At 54.4% G+C, this 25114-nt stretch carries 24 protein-coding genes and 1 tRNA gene; 13 read left to right on the forward strand and 12 right to left on the reverse strand.

Annotation, left to right across the window (positions count from 1 at the left end):
• From VFE46_07795 to VFE46_07810, 4 genes are all read right to left on the reverse strand, one after another.
• Positions 1 to 1000: hypothetical protein (locus VFE46_07795; GenBank protein HZZ27895.1), on the reverse strand; the 1000-nt coding region annotated here is incomplete at its 3' end.
• 166 nt (positions 1001 to 1166) lie between these two features.
• Complete coding sequence (locus VFE46_07800) at positions 1167 to 3704, reverse strand: glycoside hydrolase family 2 TIM barrel-domain containing protein (protein HZZ27896.1); 2538 nt, start codon at positions 3702 to 3704, stop codon at positions 1167 to 1169.
• A 486-nt stretch (positions 3705 to 4190) separates the two neighbouring features.
• Positions 4191 to 5954 (reverse strand): DUF885 domain-containing protein, encoded by a 1764-nt coding sequence (locus VFE46_07805; protein HZZ27897.1) that lies wholly within the window; start codon positions 5952 to 5954, stop codon positions 4191 to 4193.
• 409 nt (positions 5955 to 6363) lie between these two features.
• On the reverse strand, positions 6364 to 7524 hold the full coding sequence (locus tag VFE46_07810; protein ID HZZ27898.1) for a PEP-CTERM sorting domain-containing protein: 1161 nt from the start codon (positions 7522 to 7524) through the stop codon (positions 6364 to 6366).
• A gap of 853 nt (positions 7525 to 8377) precedes the next feature.
• Here VFE46_07810 and VFE46_07815 point away from each other — a divergent pair.
• The 9 genes from VFE46_07815 (at position 8378) to VFE46_07855 (ending at position 13710) form a co-directional block, all read left to right on the forward strand.
• Positions 8378 to 8578 (forward strand): hypothetical protein, encoded by a 201-nt coding sequence (locus VFE46_07815; GenBank protein HZZ27899.1) that lies wholly within the window; start codon positions 8378 to 8380, stop codon positions 8576 to 8578.
• A gap of 137 nt (positions 8579 to 8715) precedes the next feature.
• A complete protein-coding gene (locus VFE46_07820) occupies positions 8716 to 8928 on the forward strand; it encodes a helix-turn-helix domain-containing protein (protein HZZ27900.1) in 213 nt (70 codons plus the stop codon).
• A gap of 129 nt (positions 8929 to 9057) precedes the next feature.
• Positions 9058 to 9936, forward strand: coding sequence for a hypothetical protein (locus VFE46_07825; GenBank protein ID HZZ27901.1), 879 nt, complete (start codon positions 9058 to 9060; stop codon positions 9934 to 9936).
• A gap of 171 nt (positions 9937 to 10107) precedes the next feature.
• Positions 10108 to 10713, forward strand: coding sequence for a hypothetical protein (locus VFE46_07830; protein HZZ27902.1), 606 nt, complete (start codon positions 10108 to 10110; stop codon positions 10711 to 10713).
• A gap of 244 nt (positions 10714 to 10957) precedes the next feature.
• Complete coding sequence (locus VFE46_07835; GenBank protein ID HZZ27903.1) at positions 10958 to 12298, forward strand: hypothetical protein; 1341 nt, start codon at positions 10958 to 10960, stop codon at positions 12296 to 12298.
• 17 nt (positions 12299 to 12315) lie between these two features.
• On the forward strand, positions 12316 to 12933 hold the full coding sequence (locus VFE46_07840) for a hypothetical protein (protein HZZ27904.1): 618 nt from the start codon (positions 12316 to 12318) through the stop codon (positions 12931 to 12933).
• On the forward strand, positions 12930 to 13097 hold the full coding sequence (locus tag VFE46_07845) for a hypothetical protein (GenBank protein HZZ27905.1): 168 nt from the start codon (positions 12930 to 12932) through the stop codon (positions 13095 to 13097). Before VFE46_07840 ends, VFE46_07845 begins: the two co-directional genes overlap by 4 nt.
• On the forward strand, positions 13094 to 13312 hold the full coding sequence (locus VFE46_07850) for a hypothetical protein (GenBank protein HZZ27906.1): 219 nt from the start codon (positions 13094 to 13096) through the stop codon (positions 13310 to 13312). Before VFE46_07845 ends, VFE46_07850 begins: the two co-directional genes overlap by 4 nt.
• 116 nt (positions 13313 to 13428) lie before the next feature.
• On the forward strand, positions 13429 to 13710 hold the full coding sequence (locus VFE46_07855; protein HZZ27907.1) for a hypothetical protein: 282 nt from the start codon (positions 13429 to 13431) through the stop codon (positions 13708 to 13710).
• On the opposite strand, the gene VFE46_07860 is transcribed toward VFE46_07855, so the two are convergent.
• The 3 genes from VFE46_07860 to VFE46_07870 form a co-directional block, all read right to left on the reverse strand.
• A complete protein-coding gene (locus tag VFE46_07860; GenBank protein ID HZZ27908.1) occupies positions 13685 to 13939 on the reverse strand; it encodes a hypothetical protein in 255 nt (84 codons plus the stop codon). The two genes, VFE46_07855 and VFE46_07860, sit on opposite strands and share 26 nt — an antisense overlap.
• 1009 nt (positions 13940 to 14948) lie before the next feature.
• Positions 14949 to 15021 (reverse strand) — tRNA-Asn (locus VFE46_07865).
• A gap of 73 nt (positions 15022 to 15094) precedes the next feature.
• Positions 15095 to 15337: a hypothetical protein gene (locus VFE46_07870; GenBank protein ID HZZ27909.1), complete on the reverse strand. Its 243-nt coding sequence runs from the start codon at positions 15335 to 15337 to the stop codon at positions 15095 to 15097.
• A gap of 193 nt (positions 15338 to 15530) precedes the next feature.
• On the opposite strand from VFE46_07870, the gene bshB1 reads away from it, so the two are divergent.
• Entirely contained in the window at positions 15531 to 16220 is a 690-nt protein-coding gene (gene bshB1, locus VFE46_07875; GenBank protein HZZ27910.1) for a bacillithiol biosynthesis deacetylase BshB1, read from the forward strand.
• Here the strand turns inward: bshB1 and VFE46_07880 are convergent.
• A complete protein-coding gene (locus tag VFE46_07880) occupies positions 16157 to 17437 on the reverse strand; it encodes an aminotransferase class V-fold PLP-dependent enzyme (protein HZZ27911.1) in 1281 nt (426 codons plus the stop codon). The two genes, bshB1 and VFE46_07880, sit on opposite strands and share 64 nt — an antisense overlap.
• Before the next feature lie 391 nt (positions 17438 to 17828).
• On the opposite strand from VFE46_07880, the gene VFE46_07885 reads away from it, so the two are divergent.
• The 3 genes from VFE46_07885 (at position 17829) to xerC (ending at position 20375) form a co-directional block, all read left to right on the forward strand.
• Positions 17829 to 19025, forward strand: a complete 1197-nt coding sequence (locus tag VFE46_07885; protein HZZ27912.1) for a hypothetical protein — start codon at positions 17829 to 17831, stop codon at positions 19023 to 19025.
• 95 nt (positions 19026 to 19120) lie between these two features.
• Positions 19121 to 19378 carry a hypothetical protein gene (locus VFE46_07890; GenBank protein ID HZZ27913.1) on the forward strand — a complete coding sequence of 86 codons (258 nt, stop codon included), beginning with the start codon at positions 19121 to 19123 and terminating at the stop codon, positions 19376 to 19378.
• Positions 19379 to 19478: 100 nt separating this feature from the next.
• The gene (xerC, locus tag VFE46_07895) at positions 19479 to 20375 is read left to right on the forward strand and encodes a tyrosine recombinase XerC (protein HZZ27914.1); all 897 of its coding nucleotides are present in this window, start codon (positions 19479 to 19481) and stop codon (positions 20373 to 20375) included.
• 40 nt (positions 20376 to 20415) lie between these two features.
• On the opposite strand, the gene VFE46_07900 is transcribed toward xerC, so the two are convergent.
• The 4 genes from VFE46_07900 to VFE46_07915 all read right to left on the reverse strand — a co-directional run bounded on the left by VFE46_07900 (position 20416) and on the right by VFE46_07915 (position 24810).
• The gene (locus tag VFE46_07900) at positions 20416 to 21048 is read right to left on the reverse strand and encodes a response regulator transcription factor (GenBank protein ID HZZ27915.1); all 633 of its coding nucleotides are present in this window, start codon (positions 21046 to 21048) and stop codon (positions 20416 to 20418) included.
• A 358-nt stretch (positions 21049 to 21406) separates the two neighbouring features.
• A complete protein-coding gene (gene pheS, locus VFE46_07905) occupies positions 21407 to 22468 on the reverse strand; it encodes a phenylalanine--tRNA ligase subunit alpha (protein HZZ27916.1) in 1062 nt (353 codons plus the stop codon).
• 79 nt (positions 22469 to 22547) lie between these two features.
• Positions 22548 to 23033, reverse strand: a complete 486-nt coding sequence (locus VFE46_07910) for a hypothetical protein (protein ID HZZ27917.1) — start codon at positions 23031 to 23033, stop codon at positions 22548 to 22550.
• 79 nt (positions 23034 to 23112) lie between these two features.
• Entirely contained in the window at positions 23113 to 24810 is a 1698-nt protein-coding gene (locus tag VFE46_07915; GenBank protein HZZ27918.1) for an HD domain-containing phosphohydrolase, read from the reverse strand.
• Between the last annotated feature and the right edge of the window lie 304 nt (positions 24811 to 25114).

Consider the following 25114-nt stretch of genomic DNA (forward strand, 5'->3'; position numbering starts at 1 on the left):
ATTGTTTCAGCGTGACCAGCACGTCATCAGCCCGGGCGTTGTGCAACGGAAATTCCCTAAGCTGGTGTTCTTTGCCGCTTTCGCCTTGTTCAGCGCCGACAACTTCGCGGACGCGCCGCAGCGTGCCAGCGGTATCAACAACGTCCAAGCGATTGGTGGTCTTCAGCGCGCTAATGTGTTCTTTTCCCACGGGGCTGAGCAGCGGTTTTAATTCTTCGACCAGCGGCTCGGCCTGCAGGCGATCTAAATTGAAGAAGGTGCGCACTAATTCAAATGTGCCGCGCTTATCGAGTTCCGATGGCAATACCACGGGCACAAGGCTGACATCCAGGTGCTTTAAATTCGCAACGATGAGCACTTCGCCGTTGCGCAAAAGCGTATAGCCCTTGGACAATAATATCGAATTGATTAAATCGCGAGCTTCGTCGACTGTGTATTTGCGGCGGGTGGCCAGATCGAGGTATCCACTGGGAACCTCTTGCCAATCGAGGCTCATGTGTGAAATATCTGCCAGCCATTCCAAAACCGCTTGCCACGGCTGGCCGCGAAAGCTGAAAGAAACCATGCCCTGCGAATCCGGCAAAGATTTGAGCTCTGACGGGTCGGGATCTTTCGTCGGCTTGTCCGGGCGCTTCACCGGTTGGGATTCGTCAGATTTTTTATCTTTTGATTTGTCTTTTTCATCGCCGGCCGATTTGTCATCAGGGTTTTTGTTCTCGTCTGGTTTGGCCGCGTCGCCTTGCTTCTCGGGGCGGTTTTTGTTTTTGTCTCCCTTGGGGGTGTCGTTAGCTTGTGCCTCCGGACCGCCTTGAACTTGAGCATCGGCTACGGGTTCATCGGCCCAAGAAATGCGCGGCGCAAGCAACCCAGCACACATTGCTGTGCCGAGCGCATAGATTGCGGCGAGCGAACGAAGTAGTACTAGCCGGCCACCCCACGACGATCGTCGCTGGACGTAGTTGGCTGGGCGCAGAGTGTGTGTGGAAGTGTGGCCCTTCACAGCGTTCTCCCCATTCGTTCTTTCGCCCCGGTAAGCGCCAAGACGATTAGCGCTGCCGTGGGTGCGGCCCACCTGCTAAAGGGGATTCGCCAATTAGTTTACACAACCAGCCGTTTAAGGGCAAGTTTTTCGGTGATTGCGGGACGTGGCATCCTGCCGAACTCCGTCATTTACCCGCTTCTGGCTTTAGCGTGAGTGTCACGGAGCCAGGTTCCAAGCCATCGGCGGTGGCAATCAGCTTGGCTGTGCCGGCGCCCTCTTGGGCACGCAAAATCGCCAGAGCCAGGCCATGGAACGCCTTGCGGGAATTGACGCCTTGAAACTGCTCATGATTGATGGGATCGCCATTTTCCAATCCGGCAAGGGTGGCCGGCCCTTCGAGCTTGAACGTAATGGCATTGTCGGCGTCGGGACAAACGTGGCCATCTTTGTCCAGCACCCGCGCCGTTACAAAGCTCAAGTCGTCACTGTCGGCGTGAATGGTCGAACGGTCGGCTTTCAGTTCCAGCTTGGCTGGCTTGCCGGCGGTGGTGACTGTGTCGGTGGCCCATTCCTTGCCGTCTTTTTTCGACACGGCCTTCAATGTGCCCGGTTCAAACGGAACTTTCCATTCAAAATGAGTTTGAACCAAATCTTTCGCTTCCTTTGTGCCTAACGACTTACCGTTGAGGAACAGCTCTACCGAATCGCCGTTGGTAAACGCCCAAACCGGAATCTCTTTTCCGGCAAATTGCTCCCAATTCCAATGCGGCAGCAAATGCACCATCGGCTTGTCGGACCAAGCGGCCTGATAAATGTAGTAGCGATCTTTGGGGAAGCCCGCTAAATCGACAATGCCGAAGTAACTCGACCGGGCTGGCCACGGATAAGGCGTGGGCTCGCCAATGTAATCGAACCCGGTCCACACAAACTCGCCGGCCATCCATGGATGATTCTTGAGTGCCAGCAAACTGGTTTCAGCCGTGTGTCCCCAGGGCGGCCGATCCTTGTCGTACGAAGTACATTGATCGGTTGGACGAATCTTAATTTTCACCTCGCCATCGTCCCCCAAATACAGTCCGTACTCGCCGCGGGTCGAAAGAGCCGAGGCGGTTTCGGAAGCAATCAGCTTGCGGCCATTTTTGTGGTCAATATCGTAATTGTTGATGTTGTAGTTGATGCCCATTACATCCAGCGCGTCGGCAAAGCCGGTGCGGACCGCCGGATTGGGCTGGTTGCAGGCCGAAACCGTGGGCCGAGTGGGGTCTTCGCGGTGGGCAATGTCGGAGAGCCGCTTAGCCATTTCGCCGCCGTTGCTAGCGCTCTGTTCGGGAATTTCGTTCCCGATCGACCACATCACGATGCTGGGATGGTTTTGATCGCGGTGAATCATGGCCACCAGATCGGGCTCCGACCACTTATCGAAAAACCGACCGTAACCATTGTGGGTTTTTGAGTGCTTCCATTCGTCGAACGCTTCATCCATAACTACAAAGCCTAACTCGTCAGCCAGATCGAGAAATTCCTTGGCCGGTGGGTTGTGCGAGGTGCGCAGGGCGTTGTCGCCCATGTCTTTCAAAATTTGCAATTCCCGCTCCATGGCCCGAGTGTTGAAGGCCGAACCCAACGCACCTAAATCGTGGTGATTGCAGGTGCCTTGAATTTGCAGCCGCTTGCCGTTGAGCAGAAAACCGTTTTCCGCAGTGAACTCAATGGTGCGGAAACCAATGCGATCCGTAACGGAATCTACCGCCTGGTCGCCTTGCCACACCGTGGTCGCTGCACGGTACAAATGCGGCGCATCGACCGACCATAAATGCGGACTGGCCACATTGCACTTGGCCGTCAGTGTGGCTTCGCTGTGCGCGGGAACGCTTTGCTCCTCCGAAGTGGCTTGTGCCACCGCTTCGGTCGAAGGCTGGGCGTTGAAATCGCGGCTTTCCTGATCGGGCTTGCGAACGCCCAAATCAAAAATCTTGGCAGAGACTTTGCATTTCTTTTCTGTATTGGAGTCGTTGCGGACCGTCGTCTTTATTGTGACGGTAAAATCTTTGGAATCCGCCCCGGCCTTTTCTGAAACGATATAGGTGCCCCAGGGTGCAATATGCACTGGATCGGTAATCACCAAATACACTGGGCGGAAAATGCCCGCTCCAGAATACCACCGCGAGCACGGTTGCTCCACGTTGCAGCGCACGGCCAGTGTGTTGGGGGCATCGAATTTCAGATCGTCGGTAATGTCGTACTGAAACGGCGTGTACCCATAGGGATGGTTTCCCAGCAATTTGCCGTTCAAGTAAACGTCGGAATTCATATACACGCCATCGAACACAATGGACACGCGATTTCCCTTGACCGAGGCCGGCGGAGTGAACGTTTTGCGATACCAGCCAATCCCGGCGTTGAGATAACCACCTCCCCCGTCTTGAACCACTTTCTGCTGCCGATTGTCGTAGTGAGAACTACCGGGCGAATTCGGATCGAACGGCCCTTCCATTTTGCTGGGATCCTTTCCGGGTGGGCCTTCGATCGAGTAATCGTGCGGCACTGTCACAACCTTCCACGAGGAGTCGCTGAAGTCAGGCTTGCTGGCATCAGCAGGATCGCCCAACTGGAATTTCCATTCTTTGTTGAATGGCACGGTTTGGCGCGATTCGGCCACGGCCATGGCGGTGCCGGCGGCTAAGGTAACCACGCTTAATATCCCGACAAAAGAAACACGCATAACTCAATTTCCTTCCTCGTGACAACAGGTTGAACAATTAGAGTAGGGAACGACGTGACCATGCTGCGTGGCAAGATTGCGTAACAACAATGGCAAACCAACGACGCCATCCTTGTCCAGCGGACGTGCACGGACAACCGAAGCAAGCTTCGTTGTCTGCACTTCCATCCATACGCACCATCCAGAAAAAAGGCTCCCGGAAAAATGCCTCACGGTCGGAACCGTCTCCCCCGGCCATGGCGAGCAAATTGACACCGGCAAGAAGCCCGCTACTGCAGGAACCTCCTGCGATTTTAACCACCTCACTTTCAATTGCAAGCCGGTAGGGGACGAGGCCTAGGGAGGCAATTTCAGCCGGCATTTTTTGCGATTTGCCCTACCACGAAAGGTAAAAAACCGGCCTGCTGCCAATCGGCGAAAAACCCGCTCGCATGAGTTAATTCACAAGCCTTTTTTTGGCCGTCCGCGCAGCAGCCCTAAAGCGGACTAATGCGATTGCAATAACTGCGCTCGGACCAGCTCGCGCAGATATTTCACAGGCACGGAACCGGTCGAAATTACCGCTTCATGATAGCGGGCTAAATCGAACTTCTCGCCCAATTCGCGTTCCAGTTGTTGGCGCAAGCGATACATGGCGGTGCGACCGACGAAATACGTGCTAAGTTGCGTGGAGCTTTGCTTAACCCGAACGATTTTCGCTCGCGCTTCGGCTTCCGATTGAAATGCATCGTCCATTAAGAATTTCACCACATCTTCATCGGCAATGTCAGTGCAGTGCATGTTGTGTGCGATAATGGCATTAGCCACGGCGCGCAGATAAAACTTCAACTGCATTAGCCGCAAGCGCAAATCGCGGTTGCCGTAACCTTGATCGAGCATCATTTGCTCCGTGTACACGGCCCAGCCTTCCACATACACGCCCGATTGCAACACCCGGCGAATCAGCGATGGCGTGCGATGGGCATATTCCAATTGCACATAGTGGCCTGGGTAGCCTTCGTGAATCGTCAGAATTTGCAGCATAAACGGATTGTATTCCTGCAAAAACGTTTCCACGCGGTGGGTGTCCCAATCCCAATCGGGCGGACTAATGGCGTAAAAACTACCCGCCAACGGATCCAAAGGCGCAGCCGAATCGAGATATGCTAGCGAGTTGCCGCGGCGGAACGCCGGCATTTCGATTACCTGACAACGATCGGGTTCAGGCAAGTGGAGAATGTTGTTCTCGCGGATAAAAGTCTTGATGTTTTCGACCGCATTGCGCGCATCCTGCACCAGTTCCTCCGGCTTGCCGTGTTCTTTGCTGACGGCATTGTTGACCAAACGGATGGTCGCCAGGCAGCCTTGGGCATCGTCCGGAGGCAGAGCTTGCTTGGGATAATACTGACTCCAAAGCTGACGAGACACCACATACATGTCGCGCCGCACTCGATCGAATTCCGCCTGTGCATCGCTGAACACCTGGTTGTCGGTCATGCCAGCGTCCAGTTCCAACTCCAATTGCCGGGAAAACTTTTCTTTGCCCAGACGCCACTCGCCGGTAGCCCGGGACATTAAATCGCCTTCCAAAAACGCCTGGTAATCCTTCAACAGCGTCACTAGATTGGAGGCCGACTTTTTCAGAGCCTGTAACTGCGCGGTTTGGCCAGCCAGAGCAAAAATATCGGTTTCGTAAAAGGCAATCGTGCCGCGATTCTGTTTGATGGCGGTTTCTAATATCGCCTGGGGAGGATGCGTTAAGTTTTCCTTTGCAGCAGCGATGACCTTCGGAATTTGTTCCATTCGCGCCAGGCAATTAGTAATGTTGGTTTCTTTGGGCTGCGTGGATCGCGTGAGCAATTGGTATATGCTGTCATTGAGGTAAGCGACATAGGTTCGCGGGTCTTCCTCAAATGGATGTCGATTCTCAGCACGCCATTGGCTGGCTTCCAAATGATGCTTGAAGATATCGAAATCGATCTGCCCATTGCGCGACAAGGCGCTGTAATCAATCTGCCTGGGCAATTCGTCTAGGGTCTGACGGGTATGGGTCAGCCAGCGGTCGCGTGCCGTCTTCGACACATCGTCCAATAAATTATCAAAGCGGTGATCTCCTAAATCGGTCGCTTCCAGCGGCTGCATTTGAAACCGCTCGGTCAAATACTGTTTGAAAAAGTTTTCTAATTTGGCGTCTGCATCCTCGGCGACGGCTAAATGCGTGATGCATAAGACCGAAACGACCAAACAAATAGTGCCATAAATTGAATTCATGATGAGTATCCGCACTCAATGGTTGCTGAAATTGCCAATACTGGTTTGAGAATTTGCGACACAAGTGGCTGCGAGTTGCCATTTACACATTTGGCTAGTCCGGTTACCATCCCCGCCTCTATTCGAGGGCTTTCATGCGCAAAACGGCGTTTCTCATTGTAATAACCATAATCTCTTCGCCGGGGTGCTGCTTGTGGCATTTCCACAGCACTTTCCCATTTGTTGAATTACCAAAGAGAGTAATTCGTTCTCCAGATTTAGACAACCGGCCTAATGCGGACGTGGTTGCTGATTTGGATCCTCTGGCGTGCCGCAACAAAGATGGCTGCAGTCTGCCTACTGCGGAGTGTCGCGCCGGCGTGTGAAATGCACGTTTGTCGGTCGTGCAACAGCAATCAGCCTTCCGCGACTATGTCGTAATGCCGCCGAGGTTTCGTCGCCGCAATACGATCACCAGCATCCCGGCTCCCATGGCGAAAAGCACCAACGTGTTGGGCTCTGGCACCGCACCTAATGATGTGCCGCCGCCTGATTTGAACCAATTCAAAAGCGCTTGCAAATCTTCGTTGTTGACGGCGCCGTCGTGATTGATATCGCCAATGTAATCCAAGTACGCGGTATTCATGCCATGCAGCGTTTTATAGCTGCTGAGATGGGTGACCGCATTCATCATGGCCGCTAAATCGGCGAGATTCACTTTGCCATCGAGATTGAAATCGCCCATCAACGGAGATACCGTAGTCACGCTCTCCGGCGCGGTGCCAGTTTGCGAGGCGAGTTGATTCATTGCAGTTTGGATGTCGCTCGCGTATGGAGGTAAAAATGAATCAGCCGAGTACGGAATGCCCATCGAGTTTACATCGGTGAACCAATGAACCCCCAACAACGCGGGTTTAGAGCCTGCATACTCAAAAAACGTGGGGGCGCCAGAATCGCCGGCGATTTGGTACGATTCGTCGGCACCCACGCCTGGATTCTGGTACGTATAGTTCATCACGTACGGTCCGTCGGACAACGTTGTTCCGGATGAATACGCCGTCGTGCTTGCCCAGTTAATCGTATTGCGACCCAACCGTACCGAAGTGCTGTTGCCTGCGACTGGATCGACACCGCTGGGAACGTCCGACAAGCCGAATGTTGCGATTCCTAAGCCGGAATAGTCGCTAGATTTCGGAAGAGATAGTAAAGGATAGATTGCAACGTTGCTGCTCACCGGCTGATTGAGTTTGGCGATCCAGACATCACTACTGTCGCCGGGCACGGCGGTTTCTAACCACTCGGAAGCTACGATCGTGCGGTCTTCGTACGGACCGTTGGGATTGTTCGTATAATAAAACCGCACAGTGCCGCTGGGGGCAAAATGATCGGCGCTGACGATGTAGCTGGGAGAAATCATGGTGCCCCAAGCGCCGTTTATGCCCCGGCCAACTCCTGTCCAAGGATAAGGATTATTGACCGGCGGAGCGCCAGCCGGCCAATTACCTGGGTTTCCTATAAAAGCGGAAGCGTTATCGAAGCGGTCGTAGTCAATCGCCGAAGTCAGACCGTTTTGCAATCCCTCGATTTCCATCGCGGCCCTGCTAGGTGCAGCGCATAGCAACACGGCGGACGCAAAAAGCGCGCTCCAACAGAACTTCACTAGCGCCAGATTCTTTACGCGGGACATTTACAAGCAATACGGTGATTGGAACCGTAGCCAGATGCCTGACCGAATACTAAGGTCGGCTCACCGCGTGTTGGCTCTAGAATAAGAACCGCTTCGCCACAAGCACACCCTCCTTGCCGTAAAAAATCATAATGGATCGGTGAGCTTTCGACAAGTCGATTTTAAACGAATATTATCTTTGATCGGAAATATCGCATATCAGCCAACTATCGGTTAAGAGAAGTAGATCAAGATCGACGATCAGGCGTCGCAACGCAGAACCGCTTCCGAACACAGCGTGTGTTCAAAAACTGCTTAAAACCCCGGCTGCAGAATTATTTATTTAATGAACAGAAAAATCGGGTTGATCGTTCAGGCGCGCAATGATGAGAATAACCGGCAGGTACTTGACCAGCCTCTTGCCCTTGCGCTTGATCGCGTTCGACAGACCGGTAAGCTCCGAGTAGGAGCTGAACTATCTCAAGATTCCGCTATACAGGGTTCAGCTTCGAAAAACGACTGCGCACCGGCCGGCGCAGAACAAAGCTTTGACCATATTTCAGACGCTTTAAGAAGCCGATGGCAAACGCTGACAGCAGGGCAGCGGCAAGAGCTATTGGCGCTCATTGGGGTGGGTCCGAAATGCTAAATTAAAATCCGGCGCTAGCGCGCCGGTTGATTTTCCGAAAAAGTTTTGATATTCGGATTGACAGCAGTGAAAAGCGCATTATTCTAGTTTGCGGTTCATCGACGCATACACGTGAAAGGAATCGCGGTGTTGAAGATTAAAGTTAAACCTGGCACGAAAGTTTACGGAGAAGGGCCGCACAGATTCACATTTTTAGGTATGTATCGTTCCCGTGGCGCAATCATTGGTGTTGAGAGTCTCAACGGAGCAGCATTGCGAGTTGAGAAAATTACAGGAACGCAAAACTCGCTCCGCATTATTGAAATTAACAGGGTTCCATCAATGAATTAGCCCATCGGCTGCAGAAAAATTCAAAGTCGCCATTTTAAGGCGCCACCCCCGAGCACAAAGCCCGGTGTTGCCCGCGACACAAGTCGCAAGCAGCGCCGGGCTTTTTTTCGTTTTTGAGAATTAAAGGAAAGACCATCATGGCAGAGGAAAAATTAGCCCTGACTCCCGATGAAGTGTGCGTTTTGGTAGGTGTTTCGCGTAAGACACTTTACAACTACACCGCGCCACGCGGGACGCTGGTTTCGATCCATATTGGAGCCGCGCTGCGTTATCTCCGAGCAGACGTGGAGCGATGGCTTCAACAGTTGCGGGAAAAATCGCCGTTAAAAGAGGAAACGATAAGCGCCTAACCAACGAAAAACCCGATCCCGCGGCACTGCCAAGTTTGCGGAATCGGGTTCGAAAATCAACATGAGCATTCTAACAGCAATTTTCGATTTCTCAAGCACGCCGGCCACGATCGGGCAGGAACGTGCAAAATGAACCGTCCACGGATTCGGACAGTCAAACCGGAATTGTTTCTACACGAGCAACTCTTCGCTGCCGAACGCGAATCAGCGCTGCCGCTCCGGCTGGCATTCATCGGGTTACTTTGTCACTGCGACAGGGAAGGCCGTTTTGAATGGCGCCCTCTTCCGTTGGGGACGCAGGTGCTCCCATATGACAATATAGACTTCGCACGCGTGCTTGACGCGTTGACCACGCGTGGCTTTGTTGAGCGGTACGAGTGCAATGGCAAGCAGTTTGGATGGGTGCCAGGCTTTCTGCGCCATCAGGTGATCAACAATAGAGAATCTAGTAGCACTCTTCCCGAGCCGCCATCTGCAGCGCACCTGTCCAGCAATTCAACGCGACAGCAACACGTGCCTGACGCGTCGGCCACGCGCCACGATCTTTCCAAAGCGGAATGGGAACGGGAATGGGAACGGGAAAGGGAACTTACTAGCGCCGGCGCCGGCGCTGGTAACGCCGACGCTGGCGCGTTTTCAGAAAAGCCTGCAGCAGCAGACTGGGCATCGCGGTCCGCCGAGTACGCTTGGAACACGCTCGACTGGAAGGTAGTACTTTTGAAATGCGATGTCCTATATCGACGCTGGCGCCCGAACGGCGGAAAGCTCCAGCCCAATGATCGTTCACTGTTGGTAAAGGCGGTGGCTCTAGCAGAGGCAGGGATCATCCCAGCCGATTGGCACACTGATGCGATTGCCTACACAAAAAATAAGAGCAACCCATTCAGGGCGTACAACGCCAAGATGAAGCCGCGCTGCAACGATGCTGGAGCAAACTGGCTCCAAATCCTCAAAGGGGTTCCCGATCGATATGTGCAAGCTCAGAAAGCAGCCGAGGAAGCAGCGTGACTCAACGCCAGCAAATTTTGGATGGTGAACTGCCAAAAATGTCAGGGTCCTTCCTGCCACTTTGGCACGCGAAGGCTACCGCCAGGGTGAGTGCCCTACTTTTGCACGCGTGCAGGTTTGATTTTGGCCCGTACACAGTCCCCCCTCCCCTAACGATGAAAGATCCCCGACATGAAAACAAAAATTGATCCACTCAAAACTCTCTCTCAGTCCCAGGCCGCTTGGATGCTGGATATTTCTGCGAGGGAATTGCGCGACCGCTCCGACGTTCCCCGCAACGATAACGGAACTTATTGCGCTCGCGACATCGTTGCGTACGCGACCGACCAACAAAAGGCGTCAAAGGCTCTGAATGACGACGAGACCGAAGAGTTGTTGACGATCGTGGATCAGTGCCACCTTGGCGATTTGTGGGAAGGCGGCCGCCAAGGCGTTGCGGCCGATCGCATTTTCAAGGTCATGGCACAAAAGCGAGGTATTGGGTCCGTTCGAACTGTGTTTGGAAGGCTTTTTATCAATCGAATCGCTCGCTATGCCTTTCTCACAGACGATAGTCTTTGTGGCGACGATGCGAATTATGATGCGGAAGAAAATCTTCGAATTGTTCGCGTGTGCCAGTACTGCAATAAGGTAAGACGTGGTGATCGGTGGGTGAGCGCCAGCCCACCGCAAGGGTTTAATGTCAGTCACCTCGAAATGTGCCCTGAATGCTTACCGGCAACGATGAATATTGGATGCTGGCGGCCCCGTCGATTGCGTGTCCTTCGATTATTGTGAATTATCTCGGCGGCAATTCTCGCCCGACCATGCGAACCTACCTGCTGAAAGATGGTGAGTGGGGCATTGGCGTTGACCTGTTTTTTGATTGTGGGGTGACTCCGGTCGACGGCCGGCCGCTTTACTTTGGGACTGGTGGTTAACGAGCGTTCTTTCGATTCGCGGCTGTCGGGTTGCTGCGAAATCGTGCTGGTGACCGGCGATTGCATCCGCCGGTCACCATTTTTGGAAAACGGTTTAAGTGATGGCCCGCAGAAACGAACCTGATGATGACGATGACGACGAATTCGATTACTCCGAAACGCTTTGCCCCAATTGCGGCTGTAATGCCATTGAAGTCTTGCAGCATCCTACGAGTGGCACTTGGTTCGGCTCCGGCCGCGCCCGCTGTATGTCATGCCAAATCGAATTTAAATTGCGGGTTGAAATGAACAATGTTGACTCGCCATTCGCCCCGCTAGTGAGCAAGTCTGCATTCTTCCAGATCCATGGGAGGCCTTACCACAGCCGCTTGAACACTGACCAGGTTGGCAACATTGCCGGAATGGCTGCGCAGCTTGCTCCTGAATCGCCGGGCGCGTTCAGCGGCGCCATCAGCGGCATGGGGCAACTTATGGAGGACAACCCTAAGCTAACCACGATGGGCACTGCGGCCTATCTGCAGCTCATTGGCAAGCAAAGTAATGTTGGCTTCGATGCCGCGGCAGAGAAACTGATCCCCACAATACTGCAGATGAAAAAAGACGGCGGTTCGTTCAGCGATTCGGCTGCCGTAGCAGATGCAATCAGTAGCGATCCGCGATTTGCCGGTTTTAGGGGCCAGCAAAAAGCCGACCAGCTCTCGATCGAGATGAGTTCCAAGCTCGCCGAGTTCTTGCCATCACATGATACTGCGATTACTGACGACAAGGGGCGCGTCACGCGGCGGGTGAAAGGCACTGGCCTGGGATCAGTAGAAGAGCGGCTGGAATTCATCCGCAATCATCCCGACCAGGCTGCGAAGTTTTTGGGGACGGCTCACTTTTCCGAACAGACCGCCGGCGCAGCAGCGGACCTGTTAAACCCATCGAGCCAGCTTACAGGTCTCAATCGCTCGAATCTGGCCCAGCTAAACGCGATGAGGCCGGAGGACGTTCAATCCTTTATCGGCCGGCTCGATGCGCCAGCAGTGCAGCAAACGGCCGCAATGGGGCGATCAGTTGATCAGGTAACTGAAGCTTCCTTTGCTGAAAACACAGAACCCGCCGCGTGGGCTCGCGTTCGCGACGCCGGGCTGGAAATCCACAACAAGCAATCCTGGCTGGCGCGCACACGGAACGATTTGATCGAAACCGGCGCGGGCCTGATGGATTTCTTCCACGTAGGCGGCGGTGGTAATGTCAATCAGTCCTATCTGAACCTTGTGAACAGAAAACGCGGCACGCTCCGCGCCGCTATAACTGACGGCCGCGCAACGTCGGGGGAAGCTACGGAACTTCGAGGGCTTGACCGGCTGGAACGCCTATTGGAGCAGATTATCGAAAACACCCGTCCGATCCGCGAGCGTTCACGTGGCCCCATCGATCCTAGCGGCAACCACGAATAAGCGATAGTCATGGCCCGATGGAATTAGTCACTCCCGAAAACGATCCGGAAGGCAGACACGCCGTCAAAACGACAATCATCGCGGCCAGCCTTTGTTACGACGCCATCACAGAAGCAATTTCAAACATCCTAACCCGCCGCTGGAGCAGCCTGACTGAGAACGAGTGCGAAATGATGATTGGATTGACCAGAAATAGCCAGCTTAGCAACGTACTGGTAACCGCCTTTGTGCTGCAATCAACCTTAGCGACCTGGTGGGGCTACCGGCACAAGTTCCTGAGGGAAATGCTTTGCGGGAGAAAGGCAGTCCCATTTCATGCAGCAAATCGACTGCGCGGTTTGTTCGGCTGTCCCGAAGTGGTTGTGAAATGGCAGCATTTGGAGATCACTCTCGGAAAAGTGCCGTTATCGCCGGCCGTCAAAACTGCATTTACAACTGGCGAATTTCAGATTGATCAGCTTCGAGTGGTAATCGGCTACCTCAAACAATTAAATGTTGGCCCAAGATCGATTGAACGCGCTCTTGGATTGCCGAGGCAATACCTGTGGTACGCGCTTAAAAATAGGCGTAGGGATCTGTGCCAAGAACTGCTTCGCCGTCTGTTTGACTGGAGCGCGGAAGGCGGTGCACGATGATGAGCATTCGCATTTACGATCCGGTTGGGCTTCTAGCCAAGGGAAAAGAGCTGCGCGCAATTCGCCGGCAGATTGAGGATCTGTTGGAACGGAAAGCAGAGCTAATGGAAGAGAAGGAGTATTACTCGAAAGCTTCACCGCGTAAACGGAGGGCAGCCCGATGAGTATTTCGAATGCCTTCCGCGTGGCCGCGGCCGAAAAGTCAATCGCGCATCACAAAGATGAAATAGACCCTCGCAGCCGGGAGCCATATTGCACCAAAGAGGACGCCGAGGAGCTGCTTAAATCAATGGCCCTGTGGGCTGAGCTGAACGGATTCTGCTTGAAAGTTCCCAAGCCAGCGTATGCCGGCGAAGCGGAGGAAACCGGAGCGAAATAAGCGCGACGCAAGCTGGCCCCGCCGTGCCCGTGGCGGCGGGGTTTTTCAAACCAACACAATTCGAGGTGAGCAATGGACCAACGAGCAAATACTAAACCGAAAGGCTGCTGAATCACATGATTGATAGACTCGAATTTGAACAACGTTTTTTAGAAGCAGAGCGCAAAGAAAAACTGCTCGAACAACGCATGATTGATTTAGATGCCTTAGCAGAGGCTGCACGTGGTGAGCCGTCGAGCCCGGAAAAGCTGGAGAAATTGAAGCGCTTGGAACAGCGATTCGAGCAACGGTTTTTTGACCACGTTGATTTGGAACGGGAGCAGGAGTTTTTGATTACCGAAGCGGACTCCCTAATCGCTGAACTTGCAAAACTTACAAAAGAAGAATTAGAAAGGTGACCAAATGTCGAAAACCGGAATCTCCACAGAAAGCGGAACGATGATCCGCCGCATTTTCTTTGCACTGCCCGGGCAAAAGCGCCAGATGGTGTATCTTGGCTCGATCAGCATGGCGGCCGCTCAGGCGCTGCAAGCCAAAATCCAAGCTATTATCGACGATAAGCGGGCTCAACGGCGCCATGACGATGAGGTTTACAACTGGATCAGGAACATGGACGACACGTTGCATGCCAAGCTGGCGGCCAAAGGATTATTTCCTGCCCGAACCGCTATCGAAAAAACCCGGCTAGGACCATTCATTGATGCCTACATTGTATTACGGATCGATGTGAAGCCGAACACCAGATTGCACCTGCAGCGTGCCCGTCGCGACCTTGTGGGCTATTTTGGGGCCGAACGTCCCTTGGCCGACGTGACAGAGGGAGACGCAGAGGTTTTCCGTCTGACCATGCGAAAACGGCTCGCCGAAAACACGGTTCGGCGACTGTGTGGGCGTGCCCGACAGTTTTTTAAAGCGGCTGCCAAACAGCGGATTATTCTCAACAACCCATTTGGTGAAATGAAGGCCATCAACGTGAAGGCCAACAAGGCTCGGGAATACTTTCTCAGCAGTGACGACGCGGAGAAAATCCTAGCGGCCTGCCCGAACCCCGAATGGAAGCTACTATTTGCGCTGAGCCGCTACGGTGGCCTTCGCTGCCCTTCTGAACACCTGGCGTTGCGATTGAGCGATGTAGACCTTGCCAATGGCCGCTTGAGGGTTCCTAGCCCGAAGACAGAGCATCACGAAGGTAGAGGCGAGCGAATGATTCCAATTTTCCCAGAGCTCAGGCCGTATCTAGCTGCGGTGTATGACGAGGCGCCGGCCGGGGATGGTTACCTAATTCGCCACCACCGAGGTGCAAACTCGAATTTGCGAACTCAGTTTGCTAGGATTGTCACCAAGGCCGGGTTGAAGACCTGGCCGAAGATTTTTCAAAATCTGCGCAGCACCCGGGAAACTGAACTCGCCGAAACATTTCCCATCCACGTAGTCTGCGCGTGGCTGGGCAATTCACAGGCGGTTGCCAAGAAACATTACTTGCAGGTGACCGATGAACATTTCCGACGAGCAGCGACAGCGCACCCGCCGGCGCAGCAAGGCTCGGTAACGGCATATAACGACGAGCAACAAGGAACGTCATTTTGCGAAACTACCGAGCAATGCGTTGGGTTACACAACTGTACAACTGTCCAGACTCCCCGAGTAGGACTCGAACCTACGACCCAGCGGTTAACAGCCGCTTGCTCTACCAGCTGAGCTATCGGGGAAGAATTTTTTAATGTAATCGAAGACCCGTTAACCGACAAGCAGCAGACAAACTGAACAAAATATAGCACGAACTTAGCGCACGCCTAGGTTACGTTCCACTTCCTGGGCTTGTTCACTTAAGCCGGCTAACTGTCCCGGCTCGCCAGCAGGCCGTGCATTTTCGCCCCAGTGTGCAAACTCGTCGTGAAAGCCGTCTCCCATCCAATTAACACCACTGCAGCCGGAGAAGCACAGGGCGGCTATTCCAGCAGTGGCGTACAACCATTGCCGCCAGCGCCGATCAGAAATCAATCGCCCAGCCGCACCCGACAACATGTCCCGCTCCGAAAAGACAGAAAAAAGGGTTGGTGAACGAATATCCTAATGAGTACACCTTGAAGAAAAGGACGGAACTGTCGCAAAATCCTATAATCTCGTCCAGCCCATTTCTGTCAGCGGAATTGCGGTTAAAAGGCACTTTAGCAAGGATGAAGATAGCTCACGTTTTACTACGCATGCCAGGATTTCTATGCTCGATTTACTTGTGATTGCCCCGCATCCTGATGACGCCGAGTTAGGCATGGGCGGTTCGCTTTTGCGGTTCAAAGATCAAGGGCTGCGTGTGGGCATTCTCGATTTAACCAGCGGCGAGCCGACGCCGTACGGCACGCCGGAATTACGGGCGCGTGAAACCGCTGCCGCTAACGAAATTTTAAAGCCCGATTGGCGAGAGAATTTGGGCCTGCCTAATCGCAGCTTGGAAGCGACCTTGGAAGCCCGGCGCAAATTGGCCGAAGTGTTTCGGCGTACAAAGCCCAAGTGGCTATTTGCACCGTATTGGGTCGATGCGCACCCAGATCATGTGGCGGCCACGCAATTGGTCGAGGCGGCGCGCTTCTGGTCCAAGCTTACCAAAACCAACATGGCGGGCGAGCCGCATCATCCAGCGCGAATATTTTATTATTGGTGCGTACATTTGCGCGCGGCCCAAACCCCCGATTTTGTGATCGACATCAGCCCGTACTGGGAACCTAAGCGGGCGGCAATCGAATGTTACACCAGTCAGTTCATCACGGGCCGAGTACAAGAAGCGCCCACATTTATCGACCGTCTTCGCGATCAAGCGGCTTACTGGGGATGGGCCGTCGGCACAAGCTACGGCGAACCATTCTGGAGTCGTGAGCCAATCGGCGTGACGTCGCTCCGCGATTTTGTCTGACCGTGTGGCGCTTTCCAAGTTTGTAGGCGGACCGAGGCGCGTACCTCTTCGGCCAGATGCCGCAATTCGAAATCGGGCATTTCGCCATAGCAGGGCAAATTCACAATCAACGGCAGCATTGCCTCGGCCATGATCGCGCGCAGTTCGCTACGATCAGCCGGCGGGGACACAACGTACAAGCTGTGCGCACGAGAAGCATCGAAGCCGGCATTAAACAGCCGGCGAATTAACCGGGACGGATCGTCATGCAGCACGGGAAACACCCAAAAACAGTGGGTTTTTGACTGCGATCCTGGGCTGGGAACCGATGCAGGCAAAAGCGATAACAAGCGCTGGCCACGTTGCGTGCGGCGAGCCAGGCTGCGTCGGTTGAAGAAGGCAATCCGACGGTGCATTAGCGCTACCAGCGGCGCCGATGGTTGCCGGCGAATGAGCGTCAGCAAGTTCGGGCCAGGAAAGCCGCGCGTCAGGCTGGTGACAAATTGTTCCGGATTCCGTCTCATTAAACGCAAGCTCCACACCAAAGCGGCAAACGGAACGCCGTACGACATCAACTTCATCAGGCTGTACTTGAATACACGTTTGGCAAATCCGCCGCGCGATTGAATTGGATAACCAGCTTGCAGCTTCTGCATCCGAGCCAATACTTCCGCATCGCGCACGCACAGCAACGCGCCGCCCAAAGCGGTTGCAGTTTTGATCGAACCGAAGCTGAACATGCTGACATCGGCCTGAGGATGCCCGGTGTAATGCCGGCCGGAAAACGCCTGCGCACAATCCTCGGCGACAAACAAACTGTGTAGTTGCGCGAACTCCAAAATCGGCTCCAGCGGCTGCCGCGTGCCGAATAAGTGCGCGACGAGGATCGCACGGGTACGAGAAGTAATGGCCCGCTCCAAACTCTCGCGATCTATAGATAAATCGTCCGGATCAACATCCACCGGAATGGGCACGAGTCCGTGGGCTTCGATAATCCGCACCATGTCGGGAATAGTAATTGCCGAAACAAGTACTTCGCTCCCGGGCGGAAGTTCTAAAGCTTTCAGCCACAGGTCAAAGCCCGTGCGAACCGAAAGGCAGGCGAAAGCATCGCCAGCAGCCGACCATAGATCTTCCAAATCGTCAGCTGCTGCTGCCCGATTCCAGGTCGTGATACAATCCCGCAGAGCACTGCCTAAATCAGACCATCGAATATCTAACCGCTTGCGAACCCACATGTGTGTGTCCTTAGGGGGCTCTCAAATTGGGCATGTTGGCGGCTAAAACGTCAATTAAACCGCCATTGTGTGCTAGCACACCGAAACTTGCAACGGGAGGTGGCCCAGCACTTTCGCTGACGACGTGCAAAAGTTCGATTGGGGATTCCGGGCCGGTCCGAACTTTCTGCCGAATATGTATCCGTTTCTGTTGTCGCAGTCACTTTCCCTTATAGCTTTTCGGACCTAACAGACCTGTCTTGATAGCGTGTCAGTGGAAATTCGGCCCGAAACAAAGTTTTAAGTTCGAGAAAGCAGAACGATTTTGCCGATAACGCGGACGCAGCCGGATCGTCGGTTTTGTGCCGATCCGGGGTAGGGGGGGCGACTTCACTCAGCGTTCGGTTGCCTCATGATTCGTTTGGCGATTGCCATTGGCGTGCTCGTGCTGATTTGCGGCTGCGGAATTTTGCCGCAAGCAGTGCAGCAACCGCAAATTCATAATCCGTTTCCCCAGCTCACCAAGGTGGCAGTGGCCCCCTTCTTTAATTTGAGCACCGAGCCAACGGTTGATGGGCGGCAGTTCGGGCTCGATTATTTTGCTGCATTGCAATCGATTCCCGGGTTTGAAGTGGTGCCCGTGGGTGTCGTTGAGAAGGCAATGCAAGCGAACAACATTCAACTGAACGGGCCGCAACAAGCCCGACAATTGGCCCAAATATTGGGTGTCGATGCCGTGGTAATTGGGGCCGTGACCGATTTCTCTCCCTACTATCCGCCGCACTGCGGATTGCAGGTGGAATGGTATGCAGCAAATGCAGGCTTTCATCCAGTGCCGCCAGGCTACGGGTTACCGTGGGGCACGAAAGAAGAAGAATACATTCCGCCCCCGCTAAAGCTGGAAGCAGAAATGGCGTTGGCCCGCGCTCAGCTAGCGACACAGACGCCGCAGCCTGATCCGAATCTAACGCCTGTTCCATCGCAAGCAAATAAATCTCATGAAGCGTTAATTTTGCCAGCGGTCGCAGCCGCACCGGCTGCGGTGCTGCTGCCGCCTGATAGAAATAAGCAAGATCTGCATGGGGTGACCCGCCAGCAGAGCAAGCAAAATGGCTCGAACATTGCGGTAGCGGGCGGACCCAACGCGCCGACAGCGGTTGGCGCCAACGGGGTAACCGGCGTCGCAGGCACTGGCGGCATTGTGGCTACTGCCACGACGGCAAACTCCAACACTTCGGTCGATAGCAAAGTGACGACTGCTTCGGCGATGGATAGCCCCGGGGAAGCTGAACTTCCGCCCGATTGGCCCGATCCGAGAGGTTTTGTGCCGCCACCACCATCGCCGCAACGGCCACCGTATATTCCGTGCAATGAGCCCGTTTTGCGCCAGGCGCGAATCTATACCGGCAACGACGCCGACTTCACCAGCGCCTTGGAAAACTTCTCCTATTCTCGCGATGATGCCCGAAAGGACGGCTGGCAGGGCAGCTTGCAACGCAGCGATGAATTCATTCGCTTCTGCTGCTACAAAAGCATCGCCGAAATGCTGACCGCCCGGGGCGGCGCCGGCGAAAGCAAGGTGGTGTATCGGTGGGAGAGAGACCGATAACATCCATGGCGGCCGTGTCTCGCTAGCAAGCAGCCGACGGATCGGATGCCTGCGAGGCAAGCACGCCAAGAAATCGAAACCGGGAGCAACGGGCTGTGTCGCACGACATCAACGTATTGGCGCTGGTCAAGGGAAACGAACGGTACATTTTTCTATTCGACGACGCCAGTCGTGCCGAAGCGCTCCGCACCTTGGGCCGCTACGCCTCGAACCCTGAATTGAGTTTCTCTTGGTACGATGCCGCTGTGCTCAGCCAGAAAATTCGACAAAGCGCTGCCGCTGCATCTGCTCCGCAAAAACATTCGCGCCGCTTTGCAATGCCTTTGCCCACCGACGTGGATCGCGAAGAGTAAGCAACCCGATCAGGTATTCGATCCGCCTTGTCTCCGATCCGCTTGCGGCTTAGCGCACTGCTTACTGGATACTGTCTGCCGCCTACCGCCTGCTGCTCTTATGCAAATCGCGATCGAACGTTTCTTGCAGTATTTGCGGGTGGAGCGAAATGCTTCCGAGCTGACGATCAAAAGTTACCGCGAAGATATGCAGTGCTTGGTGGCGTATTTGACCGAAACCGGCGCGCCGCCTGATCCGTCCGCAATCACCACGCTCGATTTGCGCGGTTACGTGGCAAGCATGCACGAGTCGAATTTCGCGAAGACAACCATATCGCGCCGATTGGCTTCCATGCGCAGTTTTTTTCGATTCGGTCAGCGCGAAGGCTGGGCGACCACAAACCCTGCCAAGCCGCTGCGTAATCCGCGTAAGCCGCGCGATTTACCGCATTTTCTGTCCAGCGACGATTTAGCCCGGCTGCTCGAAACACCGCCGGCGAATCAAGCAATGGGTCTGCGCGATCGCGCGATATTGGAAACACTTTACTCTGCCGGACTGCGAGTAAGCGAACTCGTGGGAGTCAACGATGATGACCTTGATACGGCAGCTGGCGTGGTCCGGGTCCGCGGCAAAGGACGCAAAGAGCGATTGGCGCCACTGGGATCATTTGCCGAGAAAGCGATTACTCGCTGGGTAAAAGTGCGAAAAATCGATTCAACTTTGACTCGTCAGCCTCGACGGCCGATATTCACCAACAAATTTGGCCGAAGGCTGACCACACGCAGCGTGGGCCGGCTGTTGGAGAAATATCTGAAAATCTCCGGGCTCGATCGTCGCACCACCCCGCACACGCTGCGGCATAGCTTCGCCACGCATTTGCTCGACCGTGGTGCAGATATTCGCAGCGTACAAGAATTGCTTGGCCACAAAAGCTTGGCGACCACGCAAATTTACACGCACGTAAGCACCGCCAGTTTGCGCAAAGTATATGAAAAAGCACATCCGCGCGCAAGATAGCCCTTGACGCGCGGATGGAGTATTGCCAGTTTAAATTTTTCTAAACCAAACTCTTTCGCACGGCCCAGACTGCGGCTTGCGTACGATCGGTCACGGCAATTTTGCGCAGAATGTTTTGCACATGCTCCTTGACTGTTTCCACGCTAATGCCTAACGAACGGCCGATTTCCTTGTTGCTTAGCCCGAGTGCAATATGCCGTAGCACTTGCAGTTCGCGCTGAGTTAAAGGAATATCCTCGTCGTTGCTGCTTTCGCGTGTTGCCATGGTGGCTTGCACACGGCGCAATTCACCGGTTCGCGTGGCTGGCTGGCCAGCGGCCGCCGAATTGATGGCGGAAACCAATTCGCTTTTGCTGGAACCTTTTAAAACGTAATCGCTGGCGCCCTGGGCCACGGCCCGAGCCACGTACGTGGGGTTGTCGTAAGTCGAAAGCATGACAACCCGTTGTTCCGGACGGTCACGCCGAATGCGCTCCAGCGCTTCCAATCCGTCAGAATCGGGCATGCGAATGTCCAACAAAACCACATCGGGCTTGTGCTTTTTGGTAAGCTTGACCGCCTCATCGCCGCTTTTGGCTTCGGCAACAATTTTAATATCGGTCCCGCTCAACAAACTGGCCAAACCGCGACGCACAACTTCGTGATCGTCTGCCACCAACACTTTGACACTCATGAAATCCTCCCGTGTGAATTCACCGTCAAACGCAACTCGCCACGAAATTGCATTTGGCTGAAAAAATTCAGGCATTCCACGCCCTTTACGCGGGCTGTCACACAATCCTTAGGAATGCCTTGCGCCCCTGAAGACTCTCTCATCACCTGTCCTGAACTTTGAGCGAGGGTTGGGAACGCTTTCCCGACCCCCTCTTTCTCCATCATAAGCAGGTAAAACCCAATTGAACAGCCTCCCCCATCGGCTTGCAATCCGCCTGTGGAAAATCGACGTTGAAAATTCTAAGCTTGGGGCTGCGACATGCTTCGCCAAGTTTTTTGTTTGACAAAAGGAGCGAATCGCCAGAATCGGGGCGAATTTAGAATTGCCGCAAAAAGCGCACGTCATTGCGATAAAATTCGCGAATATCGGCCACACCGTGCCGCCGTGCGCAGACACGTTCTACGCCCAGGCCGAAAGCAAACCCCGTGACTTCTTCTGGATCGTAACCTACTGCTTTCAGCACGTGCGGATCGACCATGCCGGCCCCGCCCATTTCCACATAACGTGTTTTGCCGCCAACGGTTTCCCAAGCCATGTCGACTTCCACGCTCGGCTCGGTGAACGGGAAGAACGAAGGCCGGAAGCGAATGTGCACGTCGTGTCCTAGAAAACTGGCCGCGAATAGACGTAACACGCTTTTCAAATCCGCCATCGTGGCGTGGCGGTCGATCAACAACCCTTCGATTTGATGAAACATCGGATAATGCGTCGCGTCGGCATCGTCGGGCCGATACACGCGCCCCAGCGAAATAATTCGCACCGGCGGCGGCTGCTTTTCCATGATGCGAATTTGCACCGTGCTGGTTTGGCTGCGGAGGAGCATCGGCCCGGTACTACCCACGTTGGCTGTGGCCAAATAAAAATTCTCCAACGGGTCGCGCGCCGGATGAGAGACAGGGATGTTCAGCGCCTCGAAATTGTGCCATTCGTCTTCAATTTCCGGTCCCTCGGCGACGGTGAACCCGAGCCGGCCCATAATGTCTTTTAGTTCCTCGATAGTTTGGGTTATCGGATGCAGATGTCCCACGACCAGCGGGTGGCGACCTTTCTCGAATTCTCGTCCGCCGGGCAGGGTGGGGTCGAACAGCTCGCCACCTTGTGCCGCTGCGGCAGTGCCTGAGGCAAGCCGTTCCTGGGCCGCCGCTAGCGCCGCTTCCAATTGCAATTTCACTTCATTGAAGCGTTTTCCGGCCGCCGGTTTGTCTGGACCGGCCACGCTGCCCAAGCCTTTTTGCACCGCTTTCAGCTGGCCGCTTTTGGCGCCCAAAAACTCCACTCGTGCCGCTTCCACAGCTGCCGCATCGACCGCTTGTGCAAACGCCGCCGTACCGTTTGCGCCAAGTTGATCTAATTCTGCGAGAAATTCTGGAAGCGGCATTTTGGTCCCTTGGAGTTAGAGTGCGTCAAAGTACCACATCCCGTGGATTTTCCGCCAGAGGTCCGATACCAACCCAGCCTCAGCTCAACCGCGGTGAGCTGGCCAGCGGAATCCTTGGCGGCAACTTGGTCAGCCAATCACGAACGCGGCCGGTGATATCTTCCTGGGGCGGCACTTGGCCGACAACGCGAAATCGATGGGTCGAAAGACTCAGCTCCAACTTAAGCAATCGATCATGCGCAGCGGCAAGAAATTGCGCCGTTTCTGCTTCGTTTAGTTCGTGGCGCAACAGTTCGACGGTTTCCGGCGTGCGGTGGCGAGTTAATTGGACCAGCCTGCCGCATTCGGCTTTGTATAACTGGCCATCGAGAAAGCCGCGGCGCAGCTCGGCCGCGGCGTTGAATTGATAGACGGTTTGCTGACCGAAGAAAAAACTAGCGGCCCCGTCGCGACGAAAGCCGGCCACGATGGGTTCGTCGAAACCTTCTGCAGCCAGTTCAACTCGGACGACCAATGCGGTGGCTTCACGCAGTAAATCTTCGCGACTTTCCTCTTCGCGGGCCATGAATTGAATCCTGCAAATGCGGCAATACTGCCTTTACAGCAGCATTATCACATACATGCCAGCCGGCGCAAAGCAAGAACTACGTCATCAAGGCCAGCTCGGACACTGGCGCCGTTTTCGATTCGCTGTGTTCAATTCGCCGGATTTTATCGCGTACGGCGAAGAAGGCTTCGATCACTTCCGGGTCCCACTGCGTGCCGGCGCCTTCGCGCAAAATGGCATCCAGCTTTTCGTCCGGCATGCCTTTGCGATACGGTCGATCGCTCGACATGGCATCGAACGCATCGGCTACCGCCACGATCCGGGCAAACAGTGGAATTTCTTCCTGGGCAAGCCCCATGGGATAGCCACTGCCATCCCACGACTCATGATGGTGCCGTACCACGGGCAGCACTAGATCGAGCTGCTTAAGGTCTTTGAGAATTCGATAACCGATTTCTGCGTGCAGCTTAATGTGTTCGTATTCACCCTGAGTCAACTTGCCAGGTTTGCGCAGCACTTGGTCGTCAATGCCAATTTTACCGATGTCGTGCAATAATCCACTGAGATACAGCGTTTCCAATTCCCTGTGGCCGCAGCCTATTTCGTTTGCCAATTCCATGGCAATGCGCGCTACCCGATCGCTGTGGCCGCATGTGTAAGGATCTTTAGCATCAATTGCGGAAGTTAGCGCCCGCACTACGCCAGCCAAAAACTCCGCTTGCTGCCGATACAGCTCCAAGTTGCCGGCGTGAATGCCTAAGATGGCTGCGACCGAGGACAGCAAACTAGCCTCGGACGTGCCAAATTCGCTATGCTCCTCGCGATTGAAAGCCGCTAACCAACCAAACAAATTTTCGCCTTCTGTCAGCGGAACGATCACCGCTTGCTGAACGTGTGGCAAGGGCCAATTGTGGCCCCGGGAATGGGCGTTGATCACCAGCAGGCTTTTCTGTTCGTTCAATCCCAGATGTTCCACAAGGCGCGAAAACTGAAATCGATCGATCGCGCAGTGGCCGAACTGCAAAAACGCTGACTGGCGCTGACTGGGGCCCGTCATTTCCCCTTCGGATTCTGAAACCGGCAGCAATTGCAAAACAAATCCTTCCGCCGAAATAGCCTCTGCCAGCCATTCCAATGCCTTCTGTCCCAAATCTTCGATCGATGCGGAAATCTTTAACTTTTGCGTTAGGCCATACAACAGGCTGAGTTCCTCATATGCCGACGCCAAATGCGAGGAAATTTCATAAATTTCGCGCTGCATTTGCCCAGCACGAAATTCAGCTGCGCAGTGAGAAGATGCTAGTTCCGCCAAGTTGAGCAAACACCCGGCATCCCAAATGTGTTGTCGGACTGCCCATAATTTTGATTCATTTGCATCCCCGCCCAGCGTGGTTACCGCATGAACGATCGTCGGCTCCGCGGCCCGGTGAACAAGAAATGGGGCCAACGCCACATAGCGCGTCGGTTCGTCTTCCAGCAAAGGTATCGCCAGCACGACGACGGGTTCTTCCTCAGCGATGAACTCCGCCTTGCCGCGATGCGCCAGGGCGCGACACAGTTCAAGCTGGGTCTGAAGTTGGCCGGCGAGGAACATATTGCCTCGGACCTGACAATCGCCGGTGATAACGTCGACCAGTGTGAATTTGGCGCCAAAGCATTTTTCCAACGATTGGCAAAGGGCGGGCAATGATCGTTGCCGATCACCAGTTTTCGGAGCGGATTCGCCGCCAGTTTCCTGACCAGGACTAACCATTGCGGCCACGTTGCCATCGTGCGAGAGTTTCTTTTTCGTCATCTTTGCATCCGCTTGTCTATCCGATCGCGCCCAAATCCGCCGAAGAGTATTCAGGGCTTCATGAAGGAGGTGCGGGAACAATCCTGAAAGACTCTAGGTTAAAGGGAGAAAGCGGGCAAAAATTGGCCGTCTTTTGTGGCATATGCCTGCAACGACCCGTGAAAATCAGAGAATTTTGGCCCGCGGCAATCTCGCTCGAAATCGCCATAAGCGCATGGCGGTAAGCGTAAGAAGGGCTAAAGCAATCATTCCGAATGTAACAATTGTGCGGAACGTGAAATCGGCGTAAAAAGCAAGAAGCTTC

This window comes from Pirellulales bacterium, assembly GCA_035656635.1.
Lineage (GTDB): Bacteria > Planctomycetota > Planctomycetia > Pirellulales > JADZDJ01 > DATJYL01.